This is a genomic window from Minwuia sp. (genome assembly GCF_048263705.1).
Lineage (GTDB): Bacteria > Pseudomonadota > Alphaproteobacteria > Minwuiales > Minwuiaceae > Minwuia.
This window is the reverse complement of record NZ_JBLXDV010000004.1, coordinates 191,974-216,856: the sequence shown is the minus strand read 5'-3', so window position 1 is coordinate 216,856 and position 24,883 is coordinate 191,974. Positions and strand designations below refer to the sequence as shown.

At 65.3% G+C, this 24,883-nt stretch carries 25 protein-coding genes; 12 read left to right on the top strand and 13 right to left on the bottom strand.

The window, feature by feature from the left end:
• Positions 1-53: 53 nt before the first annotated feature.
• Positions 54-1,421 (bottom strand): amidase, encoded by a 1,368-nt coding sequence (locus ACN0X7_RS08165; RefSeq protein WP_417515983.1) that lies wholly within the window; start codon positions 1,419-1,421, stop codon positions 54-56.
• A 67-nt stretch (positions 1,422-1,488) separates the two neighbouring features.
• Entirely contained in the window at positions 1,489-1,902 is a 414-nt protein-coding gene (locus ACN0X7_RS08160; RefSeq protein WP_417515981.1) for a MerR family transcriptional regulator, read from the bottom strand.
• Between the two features lie 72 nt (positions 1,903-1,974).
• Here ACN0X7_RS08160 and ACN0X7_RS08155 point away from each other — a divergent pair, with 72 nt between their 5' ends.
• Positions 1,975-2,598, top strand: a complete 624-nt coding sequence (locus ACN0X7_RS08155; RefSeq protein WP_417515979.1) for a cation transporter — start codon at positions 1,975-1,977, stop codon at positions 2,596-2,598.
• A 100-nt stretch (positions 2,599-2,698) separates the two neighbouring features.
• A complete protein-coding gene (locus ACN0X7_RS08150; RefSeq protein ID WP_417515977.1) occupies positions 2,699-3,901 on the top strand; it encodes an acetyl-CoA acetyltransferase in 1,203 nt (400 codons plus the stop codon).
• A gap of 388 nt (positions 3,902-4,289) precedes the next feature.
• Here the strand turns inward: ACN0X7_RS08150 and ACN0X7_RS08145 are convergent, their stop codons facing one another.
• From ACN0X7_RS08145 to ACN0X7_RS08115, 7 genes are all read right to left on the bottom strand, one after another.
• Entirely contained in the window at positions 4,290-4,739 is a 450-nt protein-coding gene (locus ACN0X7_RS08145; RefSeq protein WP_417515975.1) for a hypothetical protein, read from the bottom strand.
• 160 nt (positions 4,740-4,899) lie between these two features.
• A complete protein-coding gene (locus ACN0X7_RS08140) occupies positions 4,900-5,667 on the bottom strand; it encodes a hypothetical protein (protein ID WP_417515973.1) in 768 nt (255 codons plus the stop codon).
• Positions 5,657-7,987, bottom strand: a complete 2,331-nt coding sequence (locus ACN0X7_RS08135) for a GumC family protein (RefSeq protein ID WP_417515971.1) — start codon at positions 7,985-7,987, stop codon at positions 5,657-5,659. Before ACN0X7_RS08135 ends, ACN0X7_RS08140 begins: the two co-directional genes overlap by 11 nt.
• 411 nt (positions 7,988-8,398) lie before the next feature.
• Positions 8,399-9,364: a polysaccharide biosynthesis/export family protein gene (locus ACN0X7_RS08130; RefSeq protein WP_417515968.1), complete on the bottom strand. Its 966-nt coding sequence runs from the start codon at positions 9,362-9,364 to the stop codon at positions 8,399-8,401.
• A gap of 58 nt (positions 9,365-9,422) precedes the next feature.
• Positions 9,423-10,853, bottom strand: coding sequence for an outer membrane beta-barrel protein (locus tag ACN0X7_RS08125; protein WP_417515966.1), 1,431 nt, complete (start codon positions 10,851-10,853; stop codon positions 9,423-9,425).
• Positions 10,854-10,882: 29 nt separating this feature from the next.
• Positions 10,883-11,974 (bottom strand): hypothetical protein, encoded by a 1,092-nt coding sequence (locus ACN0X7_RS08120; RefSeq protein WP_417515964.1) that lies wholly within the window; start codon positions 11,972-11,974, stop codon positions 10,883-10,885.
• Between the two features lie 175 nt (positions 11,975-12,149).
• Positions 12,150-12,830, bottom strand: a complete 681-nt coding sequence (locus tag ACN0X7_RS08115) for an ArsR/SmtB family transcription factor (RefSeq protein WP_417515962.1) — start codon at positions 12,828-12,830, stop codon at positions 12,150-12,152.
• Positions 12,831-12,912: 82 nt separating this feature from the next.
• Between ACN0X7_RS08115 and ACN0X7_RS08110 the strand changes: the two genes are divergently transcribed.
• The 8 genes from ACN0X7_RS08110 to ACN0X7_RS08075 all read left to right on the top strand — a co-directional run bounded on the left by ACN0X7_RS08110 (position 12,913) and on the right by ACN0X7_RS08075 (position 20,679).
• On the top strand, positions 12,913-13,245 hold the full coding sequence (locus ACN0X7_RS08110) for an NIPSNAP family protein (protein ID WP_417515960.1): 333 nt from the start codon (positions 12,913-12,915) through the stop codon (positions 13,243-13,245).
• Between the two features lie 11 nt (positions 13,246-13,256).
• On the top strand, positions 13,257-14,141 hold the full coding sequence (locus tag ACN0X7_RS08105; protein WP_417515958.1) for a DMT family transporter: 885 nt from the start codon (positions 13,257-13,259) through the stop codon (positions 14,139-14,141).
• A gap of 104 nt (positions 14,142-14,245) precedes the next feature.
• On the top strand, positions 14,246-14,539 hold the full coding sequence (locus ACN0X7_RS08100) for a type II toxin-antitoxin system RelE/ParE family toxin (RefSeq protein WP_417515956.1): 294 nt from the start codon (positions 14,246-14,248) through the stop codon (positions 14,537-14,539).
• Positions 14,539-14,835: a HigA family addiction module antitoxin gene (locus ACN0X7_RS08095; RefSeq protein WP_417515954.1), complete on the top strand. Its 297-nt coding sequence runs from the start codon at positions 14,539-14,541 to the stop codon at positions 14,833-14,835. The genes ACN0X7_RS08100 and ACN0X7_RS08095 overlap by 1 nt, the downstream gene beginning before the upstream one ends.
• Positions 14,836-14,878: 43 nt before the next feature.
• Positions 14,879-15,922, top strand: a complete 1,044-nt coding sequence (locus ACN0X7_RS08090; RefSeq protein ID WP_417515952.1) for a nucleotidyltransferase family protein — start codon at positions 14,879-14,881, stop codon at positions 15,920-15,922.
• 78 nt (positions 15,923-16,000) lie between these two features.
• The gene (locus ACN0X7_RS08085; RefSeq protein WP_417515950.1) at positions 16,001-16,789 is read left to right on the top strand and encodes a hypothetical protein; all 789 of its coding nucleotides are present in this window, start codon (positions 16,001-16,003) and stop codon (positions 16,787-16,789) included.
• Between the two features lie 2 nt (positions 16,790-16,791).
• Positions 16,792-19,329, top strand: a complete 2,538-nt coding sequence (locus tag ACN0X7_RS08080; RefSeq protein ID WP_417515948.1) for a peptidase domain-containing ABC transporter — start codon at positions 16,792-16,794, stop codon at positions 19,327-19,329.
• 6 nt (positions 19,330-19,335) lie between these two features.
• Positions 19,336-20,679, top strand: coding sequence for an HlyD family type I secretion periplasmic adaptor subunit (locus tag ACN0X7_RS08075; protein ID WP_417515946.1), 1,344 nt, complete (start codon positions 19,336-19,338; stop codon positions 20,677-20,679).
• Positions 20,680-20,773: 94 nt separating this feature from the next.
• Here ACN0X7_RS08075 and hslU read toward each other — a convergent pair whose 3' ends face one another.
• Positions 20,774-22,084, bottom strand: a complete 1,311-nt coding sequence (hslU, locus tag ACN0X7_RS08070; protein WP_417515944.1) for an ATP-dependent protease ATPase subunit HslU — start codon at positions 22,082-22,084, stop codon at positions 20,774-20,776.
• Positions 22,077-22,631 carry an ATP-dependent protease subunit HslV gene (gene hslV, locus ACN0X7_RS08065; RefSeq protein WP_417515942.1) on the bottom strand — a complete coding sequence of 185 codons (555 nt, stop codon included), beginning with the start codon at positions 22,629-22,631 and terminating at the stop codon, positions 22,077-22,079. The genes hslU and hslV overlap by 8 nt, the downstream gene beginning before the upstream one ends.
• 117 nt (positions 22,632-22,748) lie before the next feature.
• On the opposite strand from hslV, the gene ACN0X7_RS08060 reads away from it, so the two are divergent.
• Together ACN0X7_RS08060 and ACN0X7_RS08055 are read left to right on the top strand one after the other, a co-directional pair.
• Complete coding sequence (locus ACN0X7_RS08060) at positions 22,749-23,003, top strand: hypothetical protein (RefSeq protein WP_417515940.1); 255 nt, start codon at positions 22,749-22,751, stop codon at positions 23,001-23,003.
• Positions 23,000-23,398 carry a hypothetical protein gene (locus ACN0X7_RS08055; RefSeq protein ID WP_417515938.1) on the top strand — a complete coding sequence of 133 codons (399 nt, stop codon included), beginning with the start codon at positions 23,000-23,002 and terminating at the stop codon, positions 23,396-23,398. The genes ACN0X7_RS08060 and ACN0X7_RS08055 overlap by 4 nt, the downstream gene beginning before the upstream one ends.
• Here ACN0X7_RS08055 and hemJ read toward each other — a convergent pair.
• Together hemJ and hemE are read right to left on the bottom strand one after the other, a co-directional pair.
• Positions 23,385-23,831, bottom strand: coding sequence for a protoporphyrinogen oxidase HemJ (gene hemJ, locus ACN0X7_RS08050; RefSeq protein ID WP_417515936.1), 447 nt, complete (start codon positions 23,829-23,831; stop codon positions 23,385-23,387). The two genes, ACN0X7_RS08055 and hemJ, sit on opposite strands and share 14 nt — an antisense overlap.
• On the bottom strand, positions 23,831-24,868 hold the full coding sequence (hemE, locus tag ACN0X7_RS08045) for a uroporphyrinogen decarboxylase (protein WP_417515934.1): 1,038 nt from the start codon (positions 24,866-24,868) through the stop codon (positions 23,831-23,833). The genes hemJ and hemE overlap by 1 nt, the downstream gene beginning before the upstream one ends.
• Positions 24,869-24,883 lie beyond the last annotated feature (15 nt).

Sequence of the window (24,883 nt, the reverse complement as noted above, 5' to 3'; positions counted from 1 at the left end):
GGGGCAACATGATTTGATCAAATTTTATGCAGTCCGGCCAAATTGCCTGATATTTAGCCAGTCTCGCCAAGCGCCTGCTCGATGGCCTTGCCGGTGCGCAGCAGGTGGCCCTCAGCATCGGGCGGTGCGATCGCCATCAGGCCGACCGGCAGCCCGTCGCTCAGACCGCAGGGCAGCGACAGGGCGCAGAGTCCCAGATAGTTCACCCGGCGCGTGTTCGATGACGACAGCATGGCCAGCCTGGAATGGGCCTCTCCGTCACTCTCCACCAGCCTGATCGAGGGCGCGACGATCGGGCAGGTGGCCATGATCACCGCGTCATAGGCGGCCGCCTCGCGCAGCCAGACGCGGCGCATGTCCGGAAACCGGTGGCGCAGGATCTCGGCATCCACGGCTCGGGCGTCGCGCCCGGCGCTGATCCGTTCCCGGATGGGCGCATAGAGTTTGCCGGGGTTGGCATCGATGGTTTCGCCCCACAGCGCCCAGCCTTCCAGCGTGATGAGGTTGCCGTGCTGGGCGGCCAGGTCGTCCACGGCCTCGAAGGAATCCAGACGTTGCTCGTCGACGGTGGCACCGGCCCGGCGCAGGGTCTCGACGGCGGCCTCGATCCGCGCGGCAACGCCGGGTTCCAGCTCGTTGTCGTCGTGGCCGCGGGCCCAGAGCAGCCTCAGCCGGCCCGCATCGGTCCCCCGCAGGTCGGCGGCAGGCCGGCCCGACATGATGGCGTGCAGGGCGCTGGCATCGGCCACGTCCTTCGTCAGCGGGCCGACGGTATCCAGTGACGGGGCCAGCGGGATGGCACCTTCCAGCGAGATCGCGCCCCATGTCGTCTTCAGGCCGACGAGCCCGTTGAAGGCGGCGGGAATGCGCACCGATCCGCCGGTGTCGGAGCCGATTCCGGCGGCGGCCAGTCCGGCCGCGACCGAGACACCGGCACCGGCGGAGCTGCCGCCCGGCACGCGGGGATCGCCGTCCGGGCTGTAGGGATTCACCGGCGTGCCCGTATGGGGATTGGCACCGAGACCCGAATAGGCCAGATCCGGCAGGTTGGTCTTGCCCAGGCAGACGACCCCGGCGGCGGCGGCGCGTTCCAGCGCGACAGCGTCGCGTTCGGGCACGCGGCCGCTGAACAGTTTCGAGGCCCCTTCCGTCGCATGTCCGGCCGTGTCGAACAGGTCCTTCCAGCTGATCGGCACCCCGTCCAGCGGCGACAGCATGGCACCGGCTGCCGCGCGACGGCGCGCCGCCATGGCCTCGGCATAGGCGCGTTCGCGGGTGAGCGACACATAGGTCTTGCGGTCGGGGTCGGCCTCGGCGATGCGGTCGAAGAAATGCTCGGCCAGGGCCACGGGATCGATCCGCCCGGCGGCGATGCCGCGACCGAGCGCCAGGGCCGTCATCTCGTGAAACGCGTCGGTCATAGCTGTCTCCCCCCTGATCGATCCGGCGCGCATCCTATGCCGGTGGCGTCGGGAAGGGGAAGCCGCATCAGTGCGATGTCCGGCACAGGCCGTGATCCGACAGGCTGCGGATGACCTGGCAGTCTTTCACCGTCCCGTCCGCGCAGGACGCGACGATCCGGCTGAGCTCTGTCTCAAGTGCCTGCAACCGGCTGATTCGCTGGCGTACGCTTTCCAGATTGGCCGCGGCCAGCGCGTTGACGTCTTCGCACGGTGCGGTCGCGTGGGCACTCAGACGCAGCAGCGCCGCGATGTCGTCGATGCTGAAGCCCAGATCGCGGGCGTGCCGGATGAAGGTCAGGCGGTCGAGGGCGGTCCCGTCATAGCGCCGCTGGCCGCCGTCCGTGCGTTCCGGCGCGTCCAGCAGCCCGATCTGTTCGTAGTAGCGGATGGTCGGCACCTTCACGCCGGTCGCCTTTGCCAGAGCCCCGATCGCATGCATGGAGAAAACCTCTTGAACCTCTAGTCGCTAGAGGAATTATATACGGAGCCTCTCACATTCAAGGAGGCTTCCATGAGCGCAGGCTGCGGACATGACACGGATTTCTCGGGCGCGACGGCGGCGTACCGCCGGCGGCTCTGGCTGGTGATCGCGATCAATGCCGGGATGTTCGGTGTCGAAGGTGTCGCCGGGCTGCTGTCCGGCTCGCGGGCGCTGCAGGCCGACGCGCTGGATTTCTTCGCCGATGCCGTGACCTACGGCATGTCGCTCGCTGTCATCGGCATGTCCCTGCGGGTGCGCGCCACGGCGGCCATGGCCAAGGGGATCAGCCTGCTGCTGATGGGCCTGTGGGTGCTCGCAAGCACCGCCTGGGGCGTGGTCGCGCAGGCTACCCCGGCAGCCGAAACCATGGGTGCGATCGGCTTTCTGGCCCTGCTGGCCAACCTGGCCAGCGTGGCGGTCCTAATGTCATACCGCGACGGCGACGCCAACGTGCGCTCGGTCTGGCTGTGCAGCCGGAACGACGCCATCGGCAACATCGCCGTCATGATCGCGGCGCTGGGTGTCTGGGGCACGGCGACCGGATGGCCCGACCTGATCGTCGCCGGGATCATGGCCGGCCTGTTCCTCTGGTCGGCCGTCGGCATCATCCGGCAGGCGCGCGGCGAACTGGCACGTGCCGCCGTTGCGACCTGACGCAGGTGCAGGGCGGCCTTGCATTTGACTTTGGTGTCACCGCGCCATTTCATGTTAGTTTGAAGCCACGTTTGAGTTTTCACTTGGGAGGATGAGGAAAATGCCGTCCGGAATTCGCGACAAGGTCGCCATACTTGGCATGGGCTGCTCGAAATTCGGCGAACGCTGGGATTGCGACGCCGAGGATCTGATGATGGAAGCCTATGAGGAATGCATCAAGGATGCGGGAATCGAGACCTCGCAGATCGATGCGGCCTGGTTCTCCACCGCCATCGAGGAAGTGCACGTCGGCAAGTCGGCCCTGCCGCTGGCCACCGCGCTGCGCCTGCCCTACATCCCCGTGACCCGCGTCGAGAACATGTGCGCGTCCGGGACCGAAGCCTTCCGCGGCGCGGTCTATGCCGTGGCCTCGGGTGCCGCCGACATCGCGCTGGCCGTGGGTGTCGAGAAGCTGAAGGACACCGGCTACGGTGGCCTGCCCCAGCGTGGCCGCGGCCCGCTGAACGACATGATGAACCCGAACGCCTCGGCACCGGGCAACTTCGCACAGCTCGCCACCGCCTACCGCCAGAAGCACGGCGTGAAGGCCGAGGATCTGAAGCGCGCCATCGGCCAGGTGTCGGTGAAGAGCCACGAGAACGGCGCGAAGAACCCGAAGGCGCATCTGCAGAAGGTCGTCTCCATGGACACGGTGCTGAACGCACCGATGATCGCCGAACCGCTGGGCCTGTTCGACTGCTGCGGCGTGTCTGACGGTTCCGCCGCCGCGATCGTCTGCACGCCCGAGATCGCCAGGAAGCTCGGCAAGAAGGATCTGGTCACGGTCAAGGCGCTGCAGCTGGCGGTTTCCAACGGGACCGAAGCCCAGCACAGCAGCTGGGACGGCTCCTACTTCATGACCACCCGCCAGGCCGCCAAGCGCGCCTACGAGGAAGCCGGCATCAAGAACCCGCGCGAAGAAGTGTCGATGTTCGAATGCCACGACTGCTTCTCCATCACCGAGCTGGTGACGGCGGAAGACCTGTTCATCTCGAAGGAAGGCGAGGCCTGGAGGGATTTCCTCGACGGCTTCTACAATGCCGACGGCAAGGTGCCGGCACAGATCGACGGCGGCCTGAAATGCTTCGGCCATCCGATCGGCGCGTCCGGTCTGAGGATGCTGTATGAAATGTATGCGCAGCTTCTGGGCCGCGCGGACAAGCGTCAGCTGTCGAACCCGAAGATCGGCATGACCCACAACCTGGGCGGCGCGCCGCACCAGAACGTGTCGTCGATCGCCATCGTCGGCCTGCACGGTGCCTGAGACCTGTCCTGATCACCGCCGCTCTGCGGCGTGACCGTACGATGCCCATAAGAAAGCCCGGCGGATCGCTCCGCCGGGCTTTTTAGTTGCTCTGTATGCTACCTAGAGACTGTACTGTCGTTTTTTCTTTTGATCCCGATCACAATACGCAAACGCTGATCGTCGTATCGTACTCGGAACTACGGGGCCTCTTAACGCTAAATGCCCTAACCTCTACATCGCTATTCACTGCTTTTATTTCAACGCATCGTGGACAAGGACACAGACGGGTCACAAGCGTGTCACATTTACTGTTTCTGTCCGTGTCGATGAACGCCCGAATACACCCCGTACCTGAAGGAATGCCGCAACGCGCCCAAAGTTCCGGACAGCTGTCCAGTTTCCTGTGTCAGTCGTCCCTGGTGGCGCGGGCGGCGGCATCGACCGCCACGACAGCATCGACGACACGGCGCGTGGCTTCGGCGATCAGCAGCAGGTCACCGTCGACACGGGCATAGATGTGGCCGTCGCGGGGACGCGGCAGATCGGGGTACTGATCGGCGGGCACATAGATGATGCGGACATCGTCAGGCACCGGCTGTCCGATGGCGTAGCGTTTCTTGGCCAGACCCGGGGGCAGGCAGCCGTTGTTCTTCTTGGCCAGGCCCGGGGGACAGTTCTTCGGACCGCCGGCATGGGCGGTCGATGCCATGCCCCCGGCACCGATCGCCATCATCAGGGGAATTGCCAGGGTCGCCGGACGCAAAACGGAAAGGGTGCGCCTTGCCACGGGACCGGCGGCTTCGGCCGCGGCCATCAGTATCGGATAGGTCAGTGCAACACGTTTGCGGATGAACATTTGATTTCCCTCTTCTCTCGACGGTCCTGATCATGACAGCGCGCCATGAACCGTTACTGAACGGAAGATCGGGATGTGCGGGAGAGGGTTCAACGCCCGGGCGCCCGAGATCACCGCCCGATCACAGCCTGTGGCCATGCGGGCAGGCCGGCGGGACCGGTCAGTTGGTGGGCAGGCGGAGGCCGGGTGTCCGGCGCTTCAGGTACCAGCGCAGGAACGCGTTCATCAGTTCGGGTTCGTCCGCCAGCGCCTGGCGGACCTGCGGCAGGCCGGGCCGGTGCAGTACCGTCTCCGCCAGGATGCGGGGGTTATAGCGGGCCAGGCCCCGGATCTGGGCCAGCACGCGGTTCCGCTGACGGTCATCCAGGATCGGCCACAGCACAAGGCCCAGCACGACGCGGGGCTGCATCAGGTCGATCACCTGCGGGCCGGTTTCCAGGGACATGGTGTAGGCCAGCGCGGCTTCGACGCCGACGCCCCGGGCCAGCAACTCAGCCTGCGACAGGCGCAGCCATACATAGGGTTGTGCCGGATTGTTGGACAGCGATCTGCGGCTGGCCGAGATCGCGGTGGCCAGATGTTCGGCGCGATCCTTGTCGATCTGCTTCTGGGCCTCGCCCCCGACGTCTTCCAGTCGCTGGGCCGCCAGCAGTTCGACCAGGGCCAGATCGCGGGGCGCGCGATAGTCGCTGGGCAGGAACCGGATTGCATTCTCGAACGAGGCGCGGGCATCGCTCAGGCCGTGCTCGCCGACGGGCTTGCCTTCCTTCAGACGCTCGACCACCGCCTCGCCGGTCGTCGCGGCAAAGGTGCTGGCCACCTTCGGCAGGGCCAGACCGCCGAGCAGCAGCCCGCAGCCGAGGATCGCAAAGCCGCCGAACGATGAGCCGATCGCAATGCCCGGCCCCCGCCGGCGCCTACGTGCCATAATATTTGCCGTATCCCCGATAGTAGTAGTAGCTGTCGCTGTAATTGTATTTCTGATGCTTGCGGATGTCGACGCGGGTCATGGCGACACCGGCCAGGTCGCCGTTGGCCTCCTGCACCTGGCGGATCCCGGCCAGCACGGCCTCGCGGCGGGTCGAACCCCAGCGCACCAGGAACACGGCCTTGTCGACATGGCGCAGCAGCACCAGCGAATCCGAGACCGGCAGCACGGGCGGCGTGTCCAGGATCACCAGATCGTAGCGGCCTTCCAGTTCGGTGATCAGCTGACGCATCGCGACCGAGCCCAGAGCATCCGGCGGGTTCGGCGCCTTCGCGCCGGCGGTGATGTAATGCAGTCCGGACTTCAGGTCGATCTCGATGGCATCGTCCAGCTCGATGTTGCCGGTCAGGATCTCGACCACGCCCTTGCCGTTCGGCACCCGCAGCGATTCGTTCACCGACGGCTTGCGCAGGTCGCAGTCGACCAGGATCGTGCGCTGGCCCGCCTTGGCGGCGGCGCGTGCGACGGACACCGCCGTCGAGGTCTTGCCCTCGGCCGGCACCGAGGAGGTGAACATGACCGATCGGGGCGGGCTGTCGATGCTGGACAGCATCAGCGAGGTGCGGATGGTGCGTATCGATTCCGAATAGAGCGAGTTCGGTTCGTCCAGCACGAAGTCTTCCGGCGTGTAGCGGCGTCCCTCCAGCACCGACAGGCGCGGGATGATGCCGAGCGCGGGCACATAGGCCTGCTGCTGCAGCTGGTGCAGCGAACGGAAGCCCGAGTCCATGTATTCGATCAGGAAGACCACCATGATGGCCAGCATGGCGGATCCGACGATCGCCGCGGCCATGGTCAGGCTCTTGCGCGGAAAGCTCGGTTCCAGCGGCGTCGCGGCGCGGGAGATGATGCGCGCGTCGGCCTTCTGGGGGGCGCGTTCCTGCAGATTGATCTCGTTGAAGCGGGTCAGCACGGTCTCATAGAGTTGCTTGTCGGCATCGCGCTGCGACTGGAGCGACTGCAGCGTCACCTCGGCGTCGGACTGTTTCGCGATCTGTGCCTGCACCACCGCGACCTCGTTCTCCAGGTTGCGGACCTTGACCTGGGCCAGTTCCAGCTTGTTGTTCAGGCCGATGACGATCTTGTCGATCTCGCTGCGGATCTTCAGCTGCAGGTCTTCCAGTTCCGCGCGCTTCAGCAGCAGGCGCGGGTGACGGTCGCGCAGCTGGGTGCGCAGTTCGGCGATCTCGCGGACCACCTCGGCCTCCTGCTCGCGCAGGCGGCTGATCAGCGGCGATTCCAGCACGGATGCGACGGTCTCGATGCCACCCTCCTCGCTGAGCAGGCGGCGGACCTGCTGGTTGCGGGCCTGGGATTCCGCCAGTTCCTCGCGGGCCAGCACCAGCTTGCTGTTCAGGTCGGCGAGCTGCTCCTCGATCAGGGTCAGGCGGTCACCCACACTGACGAAACCGGTATCGCGGCTGAACTGGGCCAGCGCCTGTTCCGACTGCTGCGACTGCAGCAGCAGGCGCTCGACCTCATCCCTCAGGAAGCCCGACGCACGGGTGGTGGCATCGGATTTCTCGGTCTGGGTCGAATCGACATAGGCCTCGGCGAAGGTGTTGGCGATCTTGCGCGCCATGTCCGGCTTGTCGGAGATGGCGCGGATGGCGATGGTCCGCGACCGGTCGGACGGATCGACGGAGATCGCGTCCAGCAGGGTCCGGATCAGCGTCTGCCGTTCGAAGGCCGCGCGTTCTTCCGGGGTCATGCTCTTGATGACGGAACGGTCTTCCGCGGTCTGGCTGCCGCCGCGCAGCAGGTTCAGCACGCTGCGAAAGCCCTCGACGACCGGTTCGGGCAGGATGCTCTTGATGGTGGACTTGATCTGCTGGCCGGCCGACGGACCGGCGCTCGACTTCCAGTAGAGCTGTTCGGGGTTCTCGAACAGGTCCAGCCGCGTGGCGACTTCCTCGGCGATCTGCGAGGAGGAGATGATCTTGGCCTGGGTCTCGTTGAAATAGAAGTCCTGCTGCTCGCGCTGCACCACGCCCTCGATGCCGGTGACGGTGTCCTCGCGGATGCCGATCACGACTTCGGATCCGGCGGAGTAGAGCGGCGTCTGCGACTGCAGCCAGAAATAGGTCAGCGCGATGACCAGCGCCATGATCGCGACGACGATCCATTTGCGGCGCCAGATCACCGAGAACACCTGACGGAAGTTCATCATGCTCGATTCCGAGTTCGACTGGGACATGAAGGCGGGTGCTTCTCCGGTTTCATCCGCGTGTGTCGTATGCAGGTAGCTCACGTTCGCCATCGCTCTCTTGCCTTGAACCCAGCTCTGCGCCAGCCGACCGAATCACATCATAGACCGAAGGGTATAATCTGTAATTCTTTCAGCGTGTTGGCGACCGATCTTAAGTTCCCGTTTTATTTATCTGATCCGGCAGTATCGCTTTTTGCGTTTCAGCGAACCCGATAACCCAACATCTGGTATCTGTTTCAGTTCAGGCCGCTAGATCATCGACGTGCGACCCCACTTCCTCCTGCAAGAAGCAACAGATGTGCCAGTTCCGTTACCCATATCGCATTGTCCAGGGCAAACAATGTGTTCAGGTGGTGACAATTTGCGAACAGCCGGTCGCACCTCCGTGCGGGAACGCCGCAAGGGGGCCCGGGTTCCGGGCCGATGGATATTCCTGGCGGAAAGACCCAGCCGCGCTGCCGGTCAGAACAGGCGGCGATGCACCTCGATCGTGTCGCCCGGCAGGATCACGCTGTCCTGATCGGCGTCGAACTTGATCAGGTTGCCCGCCGAATCGGTGCGGAAGATGGTGATGGGTTCTTCCTTGGCACGGCGGGTGTAGCCACCGCCGACGGCGATGGCCATCCGCGCGTTCAGGCCGGGCTGATACTTGTAGGTACCCGGATTGCCGACCTGGCCCAGAATGAAGAAGGGCCGGTAGTTGGTGACCTCGACCGTGACCTGGGGCGTGACGAAGAATTCCTCCAGCGCGGCCGTCAGGATCTTGTTGAACTCGCCCGGGGTCAGGTTCTCGGCCGTGATCTGTCCGATCAGCGGGTAGGAGAGCTCGCCCGCGGCGCTGACCTCGAATTCGCCGGAGATTTCGTCCTGACCGAAGACCTTGATCTGCAGCCGGTCGCCCGGACCCAGCCGGTATTCCTCAAGCTGCCGTGCCACGTTTTCCGGCACGTCATCGACGGCGAAGACGGGGCGGCCGCCCAGGGTGCCCGCAGGGGTGGACGTGTTGGAGGCGGCGACCAGGCGGCGGCCTTCCGCATCGCGGCGCACGGGGGCGGCATCGTCGTCGGCGGTCGCGGCGGTGCGGGGCGGCTGCACCGGAACCGCGGCAGCGGTGTCCGGCGCGGCGACGACGGTCGTGCCGTCGACAACGGCGGGCTGGTTGACGATGGCCGGCGCGGCGGGGGCCGGGGTGACGACGGCGCGGGGTGCGGGCGGAACCGCCGTGGGCGGCGCAATGGCCGCGCGGCGCGGGGCAGCAACGGTCGCCGGTTGCGCGACGGCCGGGGCGGGCGCGGCCTGAGCGGGCTGGGCGGGCTGGATCACCACGACATCGCGGCCATAGCGGCGGTCCGAGCAGGCCTGCAGGACAGCCGCAAGCGCGATCAGCGCAAGGGTCGTCGATGCAAATTTTGCGATATGCCGGTTCATGTTCCGCTCTTTCCGTTCAATTCTGCGATTGGTGCGGACCGCTGTGCGGCCCTTGCCCCTAATAATGCAAGGTTAACACCACGCCAACACGGTGCTTGCCGAACTCGCGGTTCGCGTCGTTCGACGTCAGCGTCTCCCACGCCCAGAAGCCTTTCAGCCGTGCGTGTTCGTTCATCAGCCACAACAGCGCGAGTTCCGTGTCGACACTGGTCTGGCTGGTGTTGTTCTGCAGGGTATCCCCCAGTCCGATATCCAGCTTCGCGCTGGCCAGCAGTTCGAACGTCACTTCCAGTTGCGCTTCCAGACTGATCTCGTCCGTCAAAAAAGCGACATCGGGAATATTGACCCCGTTGACGGTTGTGAAGCTGTTCGTGCCTGTGATCCGCCGCTGGTATCCGGCCTTGAACGTCCAGGAGTCGTGAGGGTTCCAGACCCAGTCGAGTGCAGGTGCGAAGAACAGGAAGCCATCGGCATTACCGTCGAAGGAATCGCCGAACCCGATGCCGACGGCGGCTTCCAGGAATGTCACCGCAGTGGCGTCGTATGTCAGACCCATCGTCAGGCCCTTCGACGAAAAGCCGCGGGTTACGCCCTGATTGTCGGGATTGATGAAATTTCGACTGAAGCGGTAAAACGGTTCCACAAAGATGGTGGTGCCACGCCATTCTTCCCAGCCAAGCCGCAGGCTGTTTTCCCAGAACCAGCGATCGTTCTGGTCGTTCTCCCGTTCGCCGGCACCGGCGGGGGTGTCGACGAAATCGAACACGGTCATCTTGGTCTTGGCATCGACCAGAAACTTGTCGCGCTTGTAGCGGGCACGGAGTTCACCGAAGCTTTCATAGAACACTGTCGGCTCGTCGCCGCCGGTATCTGCCTCAATGTCACTACGCGCAGTCGTCTTGCGCTGCCAGCCGGTATTGGCGTTGATCCGCAGGAACTCGGTGACGTCCAGCCGTCCGCCGATCTCGACGCCGTGACGGCGGAAGCTTTCGCGGTTGTTGCGCAGATAGCGGCCGAACTCGCCAAAGCCCCGGACGAAGAATTCGTGATTGTCCCAGTTGGAATGCAGTTCCAGTTCCGGTCGGACCGTGCCGATGAAATCGGCGGTCTTGTTGCTGGCCTCGGCGAAGATGTTGGTGTCAAACACCACTTCGGTCTCGACCTTCGGGAACAGCAGGAAGCTCTCCAGAATCTGGCCGCGGCCCAGATACTTGATGTCGCGGAAGATGCCGCCGGCTTCCATGCCGATCGGGTCGTAGGGATCGCGGCGGCGCTGCAGCACGGCGTCCTGTTTCGCGGTGGTGAACGGCGGTTCGGGATCGGCGTTACCGGGAATGATCGGATTCTGGATGATGGTGGGGCGGACCTGGCCTTCGGACGAGGTGTCGGTCGCGCCCTGCGCGCGGGCCGCCGTCGACCCGGCAAGGGCCGCCAGAAGCATGAGAAACGCCGGGCAGAGTCCGAATCGGAGCTTTCCACTGCCGGCCATCAATCCCTCCAGAAGCCCGGGTCGCCGCGTCAGTTGGGGCTGACGTCGTTCAGGGGTTCAACGACAGGATCGGGCAGATCGAGCAGCCGTGCAAGCCGCTCCGGCTCCGCCTCCACGACGATGTCTGAAATCAGGTTCTGACGCGCGGTCTCGACCGCCTCGGTCGCCGCGACGATATCGGCGGGCTGGGTGAACAGCACGCGGCGCGCGGTCGGCGAGCCTGCGAACACGCTCTCCTCGGTCGCGGGTTCCAGAATCACGCCGGTCAGATAGGTCTCGCGGCCCTCGATCAGATCGAAGGTCAGATTCAGTTCGCCATCCGTGACCGTGGCATCGACGACCATCACGCCGCCGGTGGTACGGCCCCTGGCGTTGCCGCGGCTGGCAACCGCGTCGGCGGCCTTGTCGCCATCCTCGGCATAATACCGGTCGGGCTCGGCCAGATAGGTCTCGTCGACCCAGTTCTTCGGCGTCTGGGCGGCGACCCGGACGCGTTCGCCATTGATCTTCAGGCCGGCCCCGTAGGGACGCTCGCTCGCCTCGGGCACGCCGATGTCATCGGTGGTGATCATCACGCGATAGGTGCCGTTCTCGACGGGCAGCTTCACCTTGCGGATGTTGCGGATGCCGTCGCGCAGCAGGGATTCGCCTTCCGGACGGCGCATGGCGGTCGGGTTCGGGCCCTTGATGATGGTGCTCTTCGCGGTGACCTTGGTGAAACCCTCCTTAACCTGGGCATCGGGCGGGCCGAAGTCGAAGCCGATCCGCTTCTCGCCCAGTTCGAAGGTATTGGTCACGCGGGTCTTGTAGATCTTGGCGGCCACGAAAGAGCGGCTCGCCGCGGATGAAATGCGGTCCGCAGCCTTCTGGATGATCTCGGGATCGGCGACCAGATCGCTGCGCTGCAGCTCGCGGATCAGGCTGACCGCCCGCTGCGCCGCCGCCTCGGGCACGCCGCCGTCGTCCAGGAAGCGCTCGATGGCCAGCAGGCCCTCGTCACTGCCCGCGATGGCACCGGCCAGCGCGTCGGCGCGGTTGGGATCCTGCAGGACCTGCGCCTGCGCGAATGCGGGAGCCAGCGCGATCGCGGCAACCGTCAGAATTTGCGACATACGTTTCATGGTGCTTCCCATCATGCAAGAACCGGGCACAGTTCACCTAGTCGCTTAAAGGCATACCCTTACCAAATAGTGTGGTCCGGACCCGGTTTGAACCGGAAACCGTCCCGAATCAGTGACCCATCATACACTTGCCGCGCATTTCCTGTCCCGGAATGAGACTCGTTTTCCGTGCGGCTCAGCCCGGAAACCGTTCCAGAAATGATGCTTCACCCCGTCGCGAGAAACGCACGACACGCGACCCGGGTTCCCGCGCCGCCCAGCCCAGCGTCTGGAATCGCGTCAGAAAGGCCGCACCCAGCGATCCGGCGAGATGGGTGCGCCGCGCGCTCCAGTCCAGGCACGGGCGGCACATCGGCCGCCGGGTCCTGCCCATGTCAGGCAGGTCGATCCCGAAGTCCGCCACGAACCGTTCGCCCGCCCCGGTCAGGGCTATCCTGTCGTCGTGCGATATGATCAGGGACCGGCTGTGCAGGCTGTCGAACATGCGCACGGCCAGCTCACCGGCCAGATGGTCATAGCAGACGCGGGCACGGCGCAGGGCCGGGTCCTTCGGTCCGGTGCGGGTGCGGGTGTGACCGCGCCGCGCGGCGATCCCCATCATGCTTTCCAGCAAGGCACCGACATCGTCGTCGGCCAGACTGAAATAGCGATGCCGTCCCTGCCGGCGCTGCTGGATCAGGCCACCCTCCTGCAGCCGGCTGAGATGACTGCTGGCGGTCTGTACCGTGACGCCGGCCTCGGCGGCCAGCTCGGTCGCCGTCAGCGCCTTGCCGCTCATCAGGGCGGTCAGCATGTTGGCGCGGCCCGGATCGCCGATCAGCGACCCCAGCAGGGCAATGTCCGGTCCTTCTTTCATGGTTCGATCATAGTCGAAGCATCAGCGTCGTTCAATCGGTCAGACTCGCCCGCGTCATACAAACCCGAGGGGAGACATCATCGTGCTGACCTGTTTCATCCGCTATCACATCGATCCGACCAAGAAAGCCCAGTTCGCCGCCTATGCGCGCAACTGGGGACAGGCGATCCCGCGCTGCGGCGGCGATCTGATCGGCTATTTCGCACCGCACGAAGGATCGACGACGCTTGCCTATGGCGTCTACAACGTCGAAAGTCTGGCCGCCTACGAAGCCTATCGGGCGCGCCTGTCGGCGGACCCGCTGGGGCGGGAAAACTATGCGTTCGCCCAGTCCGAGAAGTTTCTGCTGCGGGAAGACCGGACCTTCCTGACGCGCGTTTCCGGTCCCCATGCACCCCTCACCCCGTTCGAATGAAAGCCAGCGACATGCGCCCCGGATGGATCGAATACGTGCTGCTCGGCCTGCTGGCGACCTTCTGGGGCGCGTCCTATCCGCTGCTGAAGATCGCGCTGGAGACCATCCCGCCGGTGTCGCTGGTGGCCTTCAGGGTCAGCGTAGCGGTGATCTTCCTGGTCATCGTCATGCAGGCGACCGGCCAGAAGTTTCCGCGCGACCGGGAGACCTGGCGCAAGCTGGCGATCCAGTCCTGCCTGAACGGGTTCGGGGCCTGGACCCTGCTGGCGTGGGGTCAGCAGTTCGTGGAGGCCTCGCTGGCCACCGTGCTGAACTCCACCGCGCCGATCTTCGTGGTGCTGGCCGGGCTGCTGCCGTTCCGCAGGCAGGCGGTCGGCGCGCGCGCGGCGTTCGGGGCCCTGCTCGGCCTCGGCGGCGTGATCCTGATCGTCGGCACCGATGCCCTGGCCGGACTGGGCGAGGCCGTGATCGCACAGCTCGCCATTCTGGCCGGGGCCATGCTCTACGGCATGGCCGCGATCTACGGCCGGAACTTCAGCCATCTCGGCCCGGCCACGACAGCCGCCGGTTCCATGCTCTGGTCCAGCGCCATCCTGCTGCCCGCCTCGGTGCTGATCGATCAGCCATGGACACTGGATATCTCGCTGCGATCGCTGGTCGCGGCCTCGGCGCTGGCCTTCTTCTCGACCGCGCTGGCGTTCCTGCTGTACTTCCGGCTGGTGCGGACCCTCGGCAGCCTGGGCGTGACCAGCCAGGCCTATCTCAGGATCGGTGTCGGCGTCGGCCTGGGCGTGATCTTCCTGGGCGACGTGATCACGCCGGTCATGGGCACTGGCATCCTCGCGGCCTTCATGGGGGTCCTGCTGATCAACTGGCCGGTGCGGGATCTCAGGTAACCGCCATGGCCGCGGTCGCCCATGTCCGGTTGCCGTGATCATCCTGCCCGCAATCCGGGCGATGCCGCCGGTCGATACTGTCCAGTATTCCTTGACAGTTATCTGTGCAGGATTATGTTACAGGTGTGATCAAGAGCTACAGGAACAGAAGTCTGCGTGACTTCTGGACGAAGGGCAGAACCCGTGGGATCAACCCGCAGTGGATTGCCAAGCTGAATGTCCGGATGGCCGCTCTTTCGGTTGCCAGGACGCCCGAGGACATGAACCTGCCGGGCTACCATTTCCATGGCCTGCAGGGCGTTGACCGCTATTCGGTCCGTGTGACGCACAACTATCGCCTGACCTTTGCGTGGGACGGCGAGGACGCAATCGAAGTGGATCTGGAGGATTATCACTGATGGAACGGCACCACAGCATCATCCCCGCGCATCCGGGGGCCACGCTGCGTGAAGACATCCTGCCTGCACTGAAGATCAGCAAGTCCGGCTTTGCCAGGGCGCTGGGCATCTCTCGCGGCCATCTCTACAACATTCTGAACGAGACCCATCCGGTCACGCCGGAAATGGCCGTCAGGCTCGGCAAGCTGTTGAACAGCAGGCCGGGCTTCTGGCTCGACATGCAGGCCCAGCATGATCTGGCGCTGGCCGAACGGTCCGTCGATGTGTCCGGGATCGAGGCGCTGGAAAGCGCGTGACGAGCACGTGAGCATCCTGCCCCGCGGCGTCCGGGAATGCACCATGTCACTGTACCATGATGAAACGCTCGACCCGGTCTGGCGTGCCATTGCCGGGCATGAGGGTCCTTTCGGTCCCCTGGATGAGGCCGCTGTTGTCGCGCTGGCGGACCTGATCTCGGCGGCGGGTGTGGCGGCACTGGTGCCGGCTGCGGCGGACGTGGTCGGACAGGACGCGGTACAGCAGGCCCGCCTGCTGAACCGGTTCCGGCGGCTGCAGGGCGAGCGCTGGTCGGCGGCGCTGAATGCGTCGGGCACGTTCAATATGGCCATGAAGGGTCTGGCGAGCGCGCATGCGGTCTGGCCCGATCCGGATGGCCGCGCCGTCTCGGACGCGGACCTGCTGGTCGCGCCCGCCGATCTGGACGCGGCGCTGCGCTTCTTTCTGGACCGGGGCTTTGCCTTCGCCGACATGCCGACCCGTGGCCCGTGGGGCTTTGTCGGCGACGCCAGCTTCCAGCCCCTGATCGGTCCGGACGACGGCTGCAACATCGACCTGCATGTCCAGGGCGATGCCCATCCCTTCGCGCGGGCGCTGCCCGCGGCGGACCTGCTGGGAGCGGCGGAAAAGGCGGACGTCGACGGCATCTGGCTGCCCTGTGCGAGCCATCGCTTCCTGATCGCGGCCAGCCATGCGGCGGGCGACCTGTTCACCGCCGACGCGATCAAGTCGGTGGTCGACGGCCTGCTGATGCTGCGCGACCCGGACCGGATCGATTTCGCTGAACTGCACAGCCGCTGCCGCGCGGGATCGATGACGAAACCGGTGACCGTCTTCCTGGCCCTGCTGGCCCGTCTGGGCGCGCGCGTGGATCATGCTGCCGCTGCGGGCTTCGCCATCGGCTCGGTCCGGGGCAGGGCCTTCGACCAGGTCGTTTCGGCGCACCGGCGCTGCTTCGCCGGCGTGCCGAAACCGGGCCTGCTGACACGGCTGAATCATGAGGCGCGTCTGGCTGCCGAACCTGATATCCTGCTGCGGCGGAATGCACGCCGTGTCTTTGGTATGGTCCGGCCCCGCACCGGACGGCCTCCGATCGGCGTGGCCTGACAGCGCTGGCACGGGCTTTGCCTTGTCAATTCCCGGAACATTAACGATGCTTCGACTTCTTTCTGCTAGGAAACCGGCATGTTTGCGTACCTGAAAGGTGAATCCGAGGGCCTGCCCGACAAGAAGGCCGCGCCCGAACGGCGCGTGGTCGAGGTCGGCTATATTCTGGATGCCGAGAAGGCCGGCTTCATCTGGGAGGCGCCGCGCCCCTGCCGGCGCAACGATTCGCAGGTGCAGCATTCGAAATCCGTCGGCGTCTGTCCGGCGGTGCTGGATTATGAGGCCCGGCTGTTCGAGATCCCGTGCCCCATCGACGTGCACCTGCGCTTCAAGATGGACGACAAGGGCCAGCCGCAGCTGATCAATGTCAGCGGCGACAGCAGCTCCATCCGCTCCAAGCACCTCCGCCAGATGGTGGCGGTCATGCCGCGCAAGGAATGGCGGCACCCCAATCGCCCGATCATCCAGTTCATCACGCCCTACATCTTCGTGGCCGACGATGTCTGCTGGATGAACCAGATGCCGGCCTTCAACCACTACCGGCCCACCCCGATGCCGGGAACGATGATCGGCGGACGGCTGCCGATCCACATCTGGCCGCGCCCGATGATGTGGGCCTTCGAATGGTATGAACCGCAGAAGGATCTGATCCTGAAGCGGGGCGAGCCGTGGTTCTATGCCCGCTTCGAGACCGATGATCCGCGCCGCCCGATCCGCATGGTCGAGGCGGAAAAGACCGAGACGCTGGCCGACTACATGACCGGCCTCAACAGTGTCACCAACTACGTCAACCGGACGTTTTCGCTGTTCCAGGTGGCCGAGCAGCGCCGCCCGAAGAAACTGCTGTCGAAGAAGGCGAAGGGCTGACCATGGCCGATGATCGCGACGTCCCGGACAACAAGGGTGACGCCGGGGGCTGGTCCCAGATCGGTCGTATCCCGGTCGTGAAACGTCCGGCCACCGAAGCCGAAAAGGCCGAGATCATGGCACGGCGGGCACGCGCCAACGCCGACAGGGAAGAAGAACCCGGGCGGGAAGACCGCCGGCGCGTGTCAAGGAATCCCGCCACGGGCGCCGGTCACCTGCATGTCGTCTCCTCCCGGCCCGCGCCCAAGAAGACCGCCGACGTCGCGGATTTCGCCGAAGAGGAATGGCGGCGTCCCGAATCCGCGCCCCGGCCTGCCGCGCCCGAAAGCAAGGCACCGGAAGCCGCCGACGCGAAGACCGATGACAGCCCGTCGCCGGCCCCTGCGGCCGCGGCGCGCGTCGATACGCTGCGCCGTCTGCTGGTGCGCAACACGCGCGATCTGGGCCGGCCGATCGGCTATGCCGATATTCAGGCCGCCGCCCCCGGGGCGGGCACGCCGATGACGCTGGACGGCTTCCGGCTGGCGGCCGAACGGCTCGGCTTTCCCGTCTCGGAACAGGCGCTGACCAGGAAATCCCTCGACAGGCTGAAACCCCCCTTCATCGCGATGAAGCGCGACGCGCCCATGGCCGCCGTCTCCGTGGTGCGGCGGGAAGGTGCGGCGTTCCTGGTCTACAATCCCGAGACCGATGCCACCGACCTGATGCAGGCCGAGGAGGTGAGCGCGCTCGGCAACGTCGCCCTGAAGATGAAGGAACCGGACGCCGCGTCGGTCAAGGAAAAGGGCTGGCGGTCGCTGGTGATCGCCAAGATGCGGGGCGTGCTGCTGGAACTGGCGGTGGCCTCGCTGATGATCAACATCTTCGCGCTGGCCGCGCCGCTGTTCATCATGACGGTGTTCAACAAGGTCGTGGGCGCGGGCGGCGGGGCACAGGCCACGCTGTTCGCCCTGGCCGTCGGCATGGTGATCATCTACCTGTTCGACCTGGTTCTCAGGATCGTGCGGGTCTATGTCTCCAGCCACACCGGCGCCCGCGTCGAGAGCCTGATCGGCGGCGAACTGGTGCACCATCTGCTGCGGCTGCCCTACAAGCATTTCGAGACCACCGCCTCGGGCATGATTTCCGAACGCATGCGCCAGCTGGACTCCATCCGCGCCTTCTTCACCGGACAGATGCCGCTGGTGATCGCCGACCTGCTGTTCGTCGGCGTGTTCCTGTTCGCGCTGGTCCTGATCGAACCGCTGATCGCGCTGATCGTCGCGGTCTCCATCCCGCTGTTCGTGCTGCTGTCGCTTGCGTCCCACGGTCGGCAGAAGAAACTGACGGAACAGAACTTCATGGGGCAGGCGGCCAAGGCCTCGGCGCTGCACGAGACCATGGCGAACGCACTGACGGTCAAGTCCCTGGGTCTGGAGTCCGAGATCGAGCGCCGCTGGGATCACCGGCTGGGCCTGTCGGCCTGGACCGGATACCGCAGCCACAGCCTGTCCGGCATCCTCTCCGCCGTGGGCCAGAACCTGCAGCAGGTCCTCAGCCTTGTCGTCATCGTGGTCGGCGCGCTGCTGATCATGTCGGGCGACATGTCCATCGGTGCCCTGATCGCGACCAACATTCTGGCCACCCGCGCGGTCGCGCCCATGCGGCAGGTGGTCTCGGCCTGGCATCAGGTGCAGGAAGTCCGCTCGGCCTTCCAGCGCATCGACGAGATCATGAACGAGACGCCGGAGAGCGAACCCGGCGACCTGAGCCCCGGTTCGCCGATCACGGGCAAGGTGGCGTTCGACAATATCTCGTACCGCTATGCCGACGACCTGCCGTTCGTGCTGAACGGGATCAGCTTCGAGATCGAGGCCGGTCAGGTGTTCGGCATCATCGGCCCGTCCGGCCAGGGCAAGACCACGCTCTCCAAGCTGATCCAGGGTTTGTATCAGCCCGAACACGGCCGCGTGCTGGTCGACGACACCGACATCGCCCACATCTCGCCCGCAACCCTGCGCCGCCAGATCGGCGTGGTGCCGCAGGAAGTACAGCTGTTCGCCGGGACGGTGCGCGAGAACATCGCCATGGGCATCGACGACAAGGATCCGGCACGCGTCGAATCGGTGGCGAAGTTCGTCGGCGCGCATGAGTTCATCCAGAAGCTGCCCAAGGGCTATGACACGGTGCTGTCGGAACGCGGCGGGGGCCTGTCGTCCGGTCAGCGGCAACTGCTGGCGGTGGCACGCGCGCTGATCCGCAACCCGAAGATCCTGATCTTCGACGAGGCGACCAGCGCACTGGACCCCGGCTCGGAGGAACGCCTGATCCGGGCCATGAACCGCGCCCGCCGGGGCCGCACCATCATCATGATCTCGCACCGCATGGCGCCGATGGCGATCGCCGACAAGGTGGCACTGCTGCTGGACGGCCGGATCGAACGCATCGGCGCGCCGCAGGAAGTCATCGCCTTCGCCCGCTCGCGCATGCGCGATGCCGCCATGAGCCAGCTGGGATCGCAGGGCGGTTCCAGCAGCGGCAACAGTTCCGAAGGCGCCTGACCGGACATGGCCGACAAGCCCCGCAGCAAGGACGCCCCGAACTATCGCGATTTCCTGCCCGAGGCGCAGGCGATCAGCGAACGCCGCCATTCGCCGCTCGCGTCGGTCCTGGTCATGGTGATCGGCGGGTTCTTTCTGGCCATCCTGCTGTGGGCGGGGCTCGCCGAAGTGGATCAGTCGGTCGTCGCCCCGGGCGAAGTCCGGCCCGGTGGCCGTGTGAAGGTGGTCAATCACCCGGAAGGCGGCGCGGTGGCCGAGGTTCTGGTCCGCGACGGCGATCTGGTGACCGAGGGGCAGGCGCTGCTGGTGCTGGACGATCAGCTGATCCGCGCCGAGGTCCGCCGCCTGAACGGCGACCTGCTGACGCTGGAGGCCGACCTGGCGCGGCTGGAGGCGGAAGCGGGCGGCAACGCATCCATCGACTTCCCGTCGAACGTGATTTCCGCTCGGCCCGATCTGGTCGCCACCCACAGCCGCCTGTTCGAGGCCCGGCGCGATGCGCTGGCCGCCCAGCGCGAAAGCGCCGACCGGGAGATCGAGCAGGCGCAGTCCGAGATCAATTCGCTGCGGGTGCGCATCCAAACCCTGCGTTCCAGCGCCGACGTGCTGCGCGAACAGGTGGCCTCGCTGCAGACGCTGACCGACAAGGGCCATTTCCCGTTTCTCCGGTTCCAGTCCGTGCAACGGCAGCTGAACGAGACCGAGGGCGAACTGCAGCAGACCCAGCAGTCGCTGGATTCCGCGACATCCGGACTTTCGGCGGCGCGGTCGCGGCGACGGGAGATCGACGACACCGCCCGCAGCGGCGTGCTGACCCAGCTGGCCGAGGTGCGCGGGGCCCGCGACCGGACCGCCGCCGCGCTGGCCCAGGCCCAGACCCGCCTCGACCGTACCGTGGTGCGCAGCCCGGTCGACGGTTATGTGCAGAATCTGGCGGTGAACAATCCGGGCCAGGCCGTCCGGCCCAACGAACCGCTGATGTCCGTGGTGCCCGAGGCGGAGAACCTGATCATCGAGGCCCGCGTGGCCAACAAGGACATCTCCGCCGTGGAGGTCGGCCAGGATGCCAGTGTGAAGGTCCGCGCCTATGACTTCATCAAGTACGGTACGCTGGACGGCAAGGTCGTGCGCGTGGCACGCGATGCCAACCGCGACGAACAGACCGGCCAGGTCTTCTTCCGCGTCGACATCCAGACCGACAAGGCCTATCTGGGCGAACAGCCCGGCCAGAACGAGGTGCGGCCCGGCATGGAAGTGGATGCCGAACTGAAGGCCGGATCGCGGTCGGTGCTGTCGTTCCTGACCGACCGGGTCATCGGCACGTCGGACGAGGCCTTCCGCCAGCGCTGAGGCCACCGGCCGGAATCGCTGCCTGGAGCTTCGTGAGCCGTTGGGGGTGTCAGCCCCGGCCTGTGCGGGCGCAGCGCGACTGCACCCGGCTGCGCTACAGGATGAACTTGCTCAGGTCGGTGTTGGTGGCCAGTTCGCCCACCCGTTCGTTCACATAGGCGGCATCCACGGGGATGGTTTCGCCGCTGCGGTCGGACGCGGTGAAGCTGACCTCCTCCAGCAGCTTTTCCATGATCGTGTGCAGCCGCCGCGCGCCGATGTTCTCGACGCCCTCGTTCACCTGCACGGCCAGGTCGGCGATGGCTTCGATGGCGCTGTCGTCGAAGTCCAGCGTCACCTCCTCGGTCGCCATCAGGGCGGTGTACTGGCGGATCAGGCTGGCCTCGGTGTCGGTCAGGATCTGCTGGAAGTCGGACTTGGTCAGCGGCTTCAGTTCCACCCGGATCGGCAGGCGGCCCTGCAGCTCCGGCAGCAGGTCCGACGGTTTGGCCACATGGAACGCGCCCGAGGCAATGAACAGGATGTGGTCGGTCTTCACCGCGCCATGCTTGGTCGAGACGATCGTGCCCTCGATCAGCGGCAGCAGGTCGCGCTGCACGCCTTCGCGGCTGACGTCGGCCCCCTGCCGGTCCGAACGCACGGTGATCTTGTCGATCTCGTCCAGAAAGACGATGCCGTTGTTTTCCACCGCCTCTATGGCCTCATGCACCAGCGCATCCTCGTCCAGCAGCTTGTCGGATTCCTCGGCGATCAGGATCTCGTATGAATCCACGACCTTGATCCGGCGCGGCTTGGTGCGGCCGCCCATCATCTTGCCCAGCATGTCGTTGATGTTCATCATGCCCATCTGGGCGCCGGGCTGACCGGGAATGTCAAAGGTCGGCATACCGAACCCGCCGGTGTCCTGAACCTGCAGTTCGATCTCCTTGTCGTCCAGATCGCCCTCGCGCAGTTTCTTGCGGAACTTGTCGCGCGTGTCCTTGCTGGCGCTCTCGCCGACCAGCGCATCCAGCACCCGCTCCTCGGCGGCGATCTCGGCCTTGGCCTTGACCTCGCGGCGCTTCTTCTCGCGCACCAGCGAGATCGCCATTTCGACCAGATCACGCACGATCTGCTCCACATCGCGGCCAACATAGCCCACTTCGGTGAATTTCGTGGCCTCGATCTTGATGAACGGCGCTTCGGCCAGTTTCGCCAGACGGCGCGAAATCTCGGTCTTGCCGACACCGGTCGGGCCGATCATCAGGATGTTCTTGGGCAGCACCTCATCGCGCAGATCGTCGGGCAGCTGCTGCCGCCGCCAGCGGTTGCGCAACGCCACCGCCACCGCGCGCTTGGCGTCGGCCTGGCCGATGATGTGGCGGTCCAGCTCGGAAACGATCTCGCGCGGGGAAAAATTACTCATCGACACTCTCGATAATCAGGTTCTCGTTCGTATAGACGCAGATGTCCGCCGCGATCTTCATGGCTTTCCGGGCGATGGCCTCGGCGTCCATGTCCTCGCGGTCGACCAGCGCCATGGCAGCCGACAGGGCGTAGTTGCCGCCCGAACCGATGCCGATCAGCCCGTCCTGGGGTTCCAGCACATCGCCCGTTCCCGTCAGCACCAGCGAGGTGCTGGCATCGGCGACGATCATCATGGCTTCCAGGCGGCGCAGATAGCGATCCGTGCGCCAGTCCTTGGCCAGCTCGACGGCGGCGCGGGTCAGCTGTCCGGGATGCTGTTCCAGCTTGGCTTCCAGCCGTTCGAACAGGGTGAAGGCATCGGCGGTCGAGCCCGCGAAGCCCGCGATGATGTCACCCTTGCCCAGCCGCCGGACCTTGCGCGCGTTCGACTTGATGACGGTCTGGCCCAGGCTGACCTGCCCGTCGCCGGCGACGACAACCTTGCCGCCCTTGCGCACCGTCAGGATCGTAGTGCCGTACCATGTGTTGGGATTGTCGTGATTCATGATCTCTCCATAAACGACCGGAGCCGTCATGTAAGCCCGAAAGCGACCCGGTCAAGCAGGGGGTATCGCTCTCAGTGTTATATTGACAATCAGGTACCAAGGTAACAATATACGATCATGAAAACCGTTGATCGTATCCAGACCGGCGTGCGGATGGAAAAGCGCCTGGTGAAGGTCCTGAAGGGGCTGGCCGAATATCTCGACATGTCGCTCGGCGACCTGCTGGAGTGCATCTGTCTGCACGGCATGGAGGGGAAAGCCCCCTTCTCGGAAGATACGCTGGCCCGCATCCGCAAGCTTCGCGATGTCTACGAACTGGATCTGACCGCAGCGGACTGCCATCAACTGCAGGACAGGGAGGCCGACCGGTGACCATCGATCCCGAGGCACTGCTGGACGACTTCGAGGCCCGGCGCATGCACAATTGCGACTTCGGTCATGCCCGTCATGTGGCGGTCGCCTGGGCCATGCTGCAACGATATGACTTTGTCGAGGCCGTCGCCCGCTACGGGCAGGGCATTCGTGCACTGGCCACGGCTGCCGGTGCACCCGAGAAGTTCAACGCGACCATCACGGTCGCTTTCCTCAGCCTGATCGCCGAACGGATTGCGGCAGCACCGCACACGGATTTCCAGCGTTTCACCGATGCCAATCCGGACCTGATGACGAAACAGGCCGTCACCGACCTCTATTCAGACGCGCGCCTCAATTCCGCTGCCGCCCGCAAGAGTTTCCTGCTGCCGGACCGGGCGGTCAGAACGGTTTGACGATGACCATGATGACGATGACGATCATCAGCACGGCGGGAACCTCGTTCCAGAAGCGGTAGAACCGCGCCGACTTCGTGTTGCGGTCAATCTCGAAATCCTTGCGCCATTTCGCGAACATGCCGTGCGCGACGGTCATCGCGATGACGCTGAGCAGCTTCAGATGCAGCCAGCCGTCGGCCATGGTCAGGAATTCATTGCTGAAGCCGATCCACAGCATCAGCCCGCCGAAGACCCAGGCCGCGATCATCGACGGGTTGATGATGCCGCGCAGCAGCTTGCGTTCCATCACCTTGAAGTCCTCGGACTGCTTCGAGCCGGCTTCGGCGGCGCAGTGATAGACATACAGGCGGGGCAGATAGAGCATGCCGGCCATCCAGGCGATCACCGAGATGACGTGGAATGCCTTGAACCAGATGTACCAGTCTTCCATCAGCGGGCGCTCCAGTTGCGGACCAGATCGGACAGTTCTGCCACATGATCCGGGTTGGTCTCGGGGACAAACCCGTGACCGAGGTTGAAGATGAAGGGACCCTTGCCCAGGGTCTGCAGGATGTGCCGGGCCGCATCCAGCATCGGCTCTCCGCCTGCGACCACCAACCGGGGATCCAGATTGCCCTGCACGGTCACATGCGGCTGCACATGCGCCGCCGCCCAGGCCGGATCCATGCCCCAGTCGATGCTCAGACCGGCAATCCCGTCAATCTGTGCGGCATGGGCGTAGGCCGCGCCGATGCCGCGCGGGAAGCCGATGACCGGCACGTCCGGATGATCGGCATGGATGCTGGCCGCGATCCGGCGCAGCGGTTCGAACACCAGCCGCTCGTGATAGGCCGCGGGCAGCGCCATGGCCCAGGTGTCGAAGATCTGCACGACTTCGGCACCGGCGGCGATCTGGCGTTTCAGGTAAAGCGTCGTCGCTTCGGTCACGACGTCGATCAGGCGCTGAAATCCGTCCGGATCGGCGAAGGCCCACTGCTTGATCGTCGGGTAATCCTTCGATCCCGCTCCCTCGACCATGTAGGTCGCCACCGTCCAGGGCGCCCCGGCAAAGCCGATCAGCGTCACGTCGCCGGGCAGGGATTTCGACAGACGGCCCACCGTGTCATAGATCGGACCCAGCACGTCGTGCAGACGATCCAGGTTCAGCACCGGTATGTCGGCGACCTTGCGGATCGGTTCCAGCACCGGTCCCTCACCGGCCCTGAACGCCAGATGCTGGCCCAGGGCCTGCGGCACCAGCAGGATATCGGCGAACAGGATCGCGGCATCCATGCCATAGCGCCGGATCGGCTGCAGCGTCACCTCTTCGGCCAGCGCCGAATTGTAGCACAGGTCCAGAAAATCCCCGGCCTGTGCACGGGTCTCGCGATATTCCGGCAGATACCGTCCCGCCTGGCGCATGAACCAGAAGGGCGGCCGGTCGAGGGTTTCGCCGCGCAGGGCGCGCAGCAGCAGTTTGTCACTCATGATGGCGATAGGTGT